This window comes from Streptomyces kebangsaanensis (genome assembly GCF_001906585.1).
Classification (GTDB): Bacteria; Actinomycetota; Actinomycetes; order Streptomycetales; family Streptomycetaceae; genus Streptomyces; species Streptomyces kebangsaanensis.
Map to the genome: position 1 here is coordinate 137,930 of NZ_JUJA01000154.1, position 5,014 is coordinate 142,943.

4 protein-coding genes are annotated in these 5,014 nt (G+C 71.1%); all 4 read left to right on the forward strand.

What is annotated here, in order from left to right:
* The coding region (locus tag RH94_RS25700; RefSeq protein ID WP_234426051.1) for a DUF6415 family natural product biosynthesis protein at positions 1-954 on the forward strand (954 nt) is incomplete at its 5' end.
* A 235-nt stretch (positions 955-1,189) separates the two neighbouring features.
* Complete coding sequence (locus tag RH94_RS25705; RefSeq protein WP_073950361.1) at positions 1,190-2,113, forward strand: lactate/malate family dehydrogenase; 924 nt, start codon at positions 1,190-1,192, stop codon at positions 2,111-2,113.
* The gene (locus RH94_RS25710) at positions 2,114-3,250 is read left to right on the forward strand and encodes a phosphoenolpyruvate carboxykinase (ATP) (RefSeq protein WP_073950363.1); all 1,137 of its coding nucleotides are present in this window, start codon (positions 2,114-2,116) and stop codon (positions 3,248-3,250) included.
* A 191-nt stretch (positions 3,251-3,441) separates the two neighbouring features.
* Positions 3,442-4,488, forward strand: a complete 1,047-nt coding sequence (locus RH94_RS25715; RefSeq protein WP_199881057.1) for an NAD(P)H-dependent glycerol-3-phosphate dehydrogenase — start codon at positions 3,442-3,444, stop codon at positions 4,486-4,488.
* The last annotated feature ends 526 nt before the right edge of the window (positions 4,489-5,014 follow it).

Here is a 5,014-nt window from a genome sequence, read left to right on the forward strand (position 1 = left end):
GGCTCGGGAGCGCTGGTGCACCTGCGGACCGACCGCGACCTGTCTGTATCACACTGGCTCCTGTGCTCCGCGAAGGATCGGGCGAAGGCTTGCGAGGAATGGGAGGAGCAGGGCATTGCCGTCCTGCGCTGCGGCGGCCTGTTCACCGCGATCCGCGTCCCGGCCCCGATCGTGTACGCCGCGGCCGGCACCAAGGACCGCGAGGGCGTCAGCGAGTACCTGACCGGTGCCCTGTGCGGCGGCCCGGTCTTTGCCGACCAAGCCGCCGCCTGGTTCTACTGCCTCGTGCCTGCGAGCGCCTGCCGGCGCTGGGACAAGCCGGGAACGGAGTGCTTCGGCCGGGACACCTACGTCGGAGTGCCGCACCCAAGCCGTGACGCACGGCATCCGATGGCCCGCTCCTACTGGTCGGTGCCGATGGACGGCCCTGGCAACCTGTGCAGTGCCGAGGCGGTCGCTGGTCTTGTCGACTTCGGCCGGCTGCGCCCGGGAGGCCGAAAGTCGCCCCGCTCAAGTGGGAGGCAAGCAGCGGTGAGTGAGGTTCCGACGGTCGACGCCGAGCGGATGCGGCGTGACTGGAGTGAGGCGCTGGAGCTGACGGGCCGAATGCCGCCCAGTGTCCCGGTCCGGGACCGAGTCGACCCCCTTACCGTCCGCCTGCGCGAGCACGTCGAGCGTCTGGTCCCCGACATGGAGGCGGCGATCGCCGCCACGTGCCACGACACCACCAACCGGAAAACGGCACGGTGGCTCCTCGCTCGGGTGCGGACCACGCTCGACCAGGGACCGGGACCAGGCGCCCGTACGGCCGCCGTCCACATGGAAGACCTCGCCCTGAGCTGCCGGGCGCTCCCGGTCATCTGCTCCCACCTGGAGGACACCGGCGAGCTCGTGGCGATCGCCCACCCCGCAGCGCTTCCGCCGGCCTGTGAGGTGACGAGCCGGCGGCGATGACCGCTTCGGCCGCCCGCCTCCCCCGACGGGCGGCCGGAGCTTCTGTGTTCACGGACAACGAGCAGCCTTAAGGAGGCGTTCGTGACCTGCCGCTGCCCGCCCTCGGGACGGCGCTCGTCGACCGGGCCGTGTCGGTGTGCTCGCTCGTCGAGGAGGTGAGCGCGGCCCTCGCCGACCAGACGGCAAGGTGGGGCGCGTGGGACCTGGCCCTCGCTCACGCCCTGACAGTGGCCTCATGACACCCGCAGTGCCGGCCGTCGGCGTGATCGGCACCGGGGCGGTCGGACAGGCCGTCGGCGGCGCCCTGGTGGCCGCCGGGCTGTGCGCCCGACTCCTGATCGCTTCCCGCACGCCTGGGCAGGCCGCCGCCCTCGCGGACGACCTTGACGACATGCGCGCCGCCTACGGCTCACCGGTGTGGCCGGCCCCGGCGACCGTGGCCGAGCTACGCGACTGCGCGGCCGTCGTCATCGCGGTCCGGGCCTCTTTCACCAACACCCGGACGACCGATGTACGCATGGGCGGCGCGCTGGCGAACGCGTCCGTCATCCGCGCCCTCGCCGCGCAGCTCCAGGCGTATGCGGGCACGGTGCTGGTGGTCACCAACCCTGTCGATCTCATGACTCGGCTGTTCGCCGAGGCCTCCGGCTGCCCTCGCGTGTTCGGTATCGGCTCCAGCCTCGACACGGCCCGCTACCGCCTCACTCTGGCCCGGCTGCTTGCCGTACCGGTGCGCGCGGTGCACGGCCACGTGATCGGCGAGCACGGTGACGCTGCCGTGGTGTGCGCCTCCTCGACCACCGTCAACGGACTGCCCGTCCCCGTCCCTCTCCAGCAGGTACGCGACGAGCTCGCCGCGCGCCCCGGACGGATCAATGCCGGGATCGCCCGCACCCGGTACGGGCCGGCCGGGGCCGTCATGGCCGCGCTGCGCCTGGCTCTCGGCGTCGAGGACGGCGTGACCCAGCTGTCCGCCGCATACGGGGACGGCTGCCTCGGAATCCCGTTGCGCTTCACCCGGGGCCACCCCCTGCCGTGCCTGCCTCCGCTGGACGCCGTTGAGGCAAGGCAGTTGGAAGCCGCCCGTATCAAGCTCCGCGCCGTCTACAGCGACTTGCGCGGTATCCCCACTCAACCGTTTCCCTCTGGGAGGAACTAGATGACCAGCCATGCCGTCCGCCTGGAGTCCGCCGGCGCCGCGGTGACTGTCGTCTCCGCCGACCGCGCCGTCACCGACTGGTCGGCCCGGTACTTCGGGCCGTGGTGGAAGGCGGCCGAGGTGCCGCCGGAGAGTATCTGCGCGGGCCCGGTCGTCCTCGCCGAGGTCGACCCGGACGTGTACGCGGATGCCTCCCTCGCGGTGACGCAGGCTCCGCACACGAGCACCGTCTACGCCAAGGCGCAGACCCTCGTAGCCCGTGACGAGACGGCCGGGGTCATCCGGGCCGTCTCCCCGGAGGAGGCACTCGCCTACCGGTCCGAGCCGGCCGGGGCAAACCTGATGATCTTCGGACGTGATACCGAGCCCGTCGCCACGGCGACGGCCCGCCTCGCCCGCGAGGTCATGCGCGGAATGCTGCTCCGCGACGGTTGGGCGATCCTGCATGCCTCCGCCGTCGTCCAGGGCGGCCGTACGGTCCTGACGTTCGGCCAGAAAGGCGCGGGCAAGACCACCACGGCGCTCGCGCTGGCCAGTCAGCACAGGTGGGGGCTGCTGGCCAATGACCGCGTGTTCGTGCGGCCCAACGACGCCGAGAGTGTGGACGTGCTGCCGTGGCCGTCGGCAGCCGCGCTCGGCCTCGGCCTCCTCGATGCGCTCGGCTGGTTCGAGATCGCGCGGGAGCGGCTGCAGGGCGGGGAGTCCTTGCACCCGACGCAGGACCAGCGAGTGACGGACGCTCTCCGCGGCGGCCGTCGCAAGCCGCTGTGGGAGAACGGCAAGGAGCTGAAGGCTCAGGTGTTCCCTGACCAGTTCGGCCATTGGTTCGGTGTGCCGCTGGCCACCAGCGGCGAGGCTGCGGCGCTGGTGTTCCCGCGGGTCGACGCCAAGGCCACTCCGGCCGTGACAGATGAGGTCCGCGGACTGTCGGACGACGACTTCATGAGCGGAGCGACAGAGGACCGTTACCCCGACATCTTCGAGTTGGCACGGGTCGACGGTGGCGGCATCAACGAGTCGCGGCACGAGGTGGCTCACCGGCTGGCGGCCCTGCCGCACCACAGTGTGGTCCTCGACCACGACGTCACCGCGAACGCCCGCTTCCTCGCCAAGCTCGTCGGCCTGCAGCCGTACTAGGCAGCTGTGGCACGACCGGGCAGACCTCACGACGCCGGTGCAAGGAGCCTGGGACATCGCTCGTGACTCCCCGGGCGTGGCCCCGACTGTCCGCCTGGACGCGGATGGTCGGGTCTGCTGCGTCCACCTGGCAATGTCCCCGGCCGCGCCCGGCACAGCCGATACCATGGCCCGATCCGGCCGACGCCCCGATGACGGCCCCGCCCCCGGCGAGAGGACCCCCAGTGAGCCAGCACCGTTCCGCCCGTGCGGCGGTGTTCTCAGCCGGGTCCTGGGGCACCGCCGTTGCCAAGATCATGGCCGACGCCGGCACCGATGTGATCGTGCACGCCCGCCGCAGCGAGATCGCCGACGCGATCAACACCCGCCACCGCAATCCGGCCTACTTCCCGGACATCGAGCTACCCGCCTCCCTGACGGCCACGACCGATCCGGCTGTGGCCTTGGACGGCGCTGACTACCTCGTGCTGTCCATCCCCGCGCAGACCCTGCGGGCCAACCTCGCAGTGTGGATGCCGCATATAGGGCCCGACACCGTGATCGTGTCGCTGATGAAGGGCATCGAGCGGGACACTGGGCTGCGGGCCAGCCAGGTCATCACCGAGGTGACCGGTGTGAGCGCGGACCGGGTCGCGGTGTTGTCGGGGCCGAACCTCGCTCCCGAGATCATGGACGGCCAGCCCGCCGCCGCGACCGTCGCCTGCCCCGACGAGGAAGCCGCGCGCCGCTTCCAGCAGGCGTGCCACACACCCTACTTCCGGCCCTACACCAGCACCGACGTAATCGGCTGCGAGCTGGGCGGCGCGGTGAAGAACATCATCGCCCTGGCTGTCGGCATCGCCTCGGGCATGCGTCTGGGCGACAATGCGTCGGCCCTGCTCATCACCCGCGGGCTGGCCGAGACCACCCGACTGGCCACAGCCATGGGCGCTCACCCGGCCACCCTCGCCGGTCTGTCCGGCCTGGGCGACCTGGTGGCCAGCTGCACCTCCCCGCTTGCCCGCAACCGCACCTTTGGCGTCCATCTCGGTCACGGCCTGAGCGTTGAGGAGACGACGACAGCCACCCAGCAGACCACCGAGGGCGTCAAGTCCGCCGAAGCGGTCCTCGACCTGGCCCGCGCCCACGGCGTCGAGATGCCGATCACGGAAGTGATCTCCGCCCTGCTCAACGACAAGGTCACCCTCGACGAGGCCGCGGCCGCGCTGATGCAGCGGCCCCCCAAGCCCGAGTGCTGACTCCGGGGCGGCTCCGCCCGCGAGCCGCTCGCCGACATCCTTCGCCCTCCCCGTTCTCGGAGGCTCCCTCAAGCACGGTTTAGTGCTGCCCGCTGCCCAGGTCGCTGTGACGGTCGCCCTGGTCGTGTGGATGTTCACCGGTTTCATTCGCCTGCCCGTCTACTTGAGGCGCGGCAGCTTTCGGTCAACCTGGCGGCCGACGCGGGCTCGTGGAGCCTGGGAGCGGTACGGGCTGGTCAGGACACTGGGCGTTCGCGGTTCCCGTGTCGTGTTCTCGCGGGAACACGGCGGCGGGCTTACATGGTCTGAGGCGGGCCGGGACGGGCCACTACGGGCCGAGCCGGTGGGTATTCGTACTGCTCGGAGGGAAACTGCAGGTCAGGGGGGTGCCCCTATCTGTTTCGTCAACCCTGGCTGGGGTTGTTCGTAGGGGGATTTGCTCTGGTTTTCGGGAACGTCACGCGGAGCGTGACGTTCCCGGCGGTTCGGGTGCTGTGTGGGCAGGCCGGTGGCCGGCTTGGCGGGG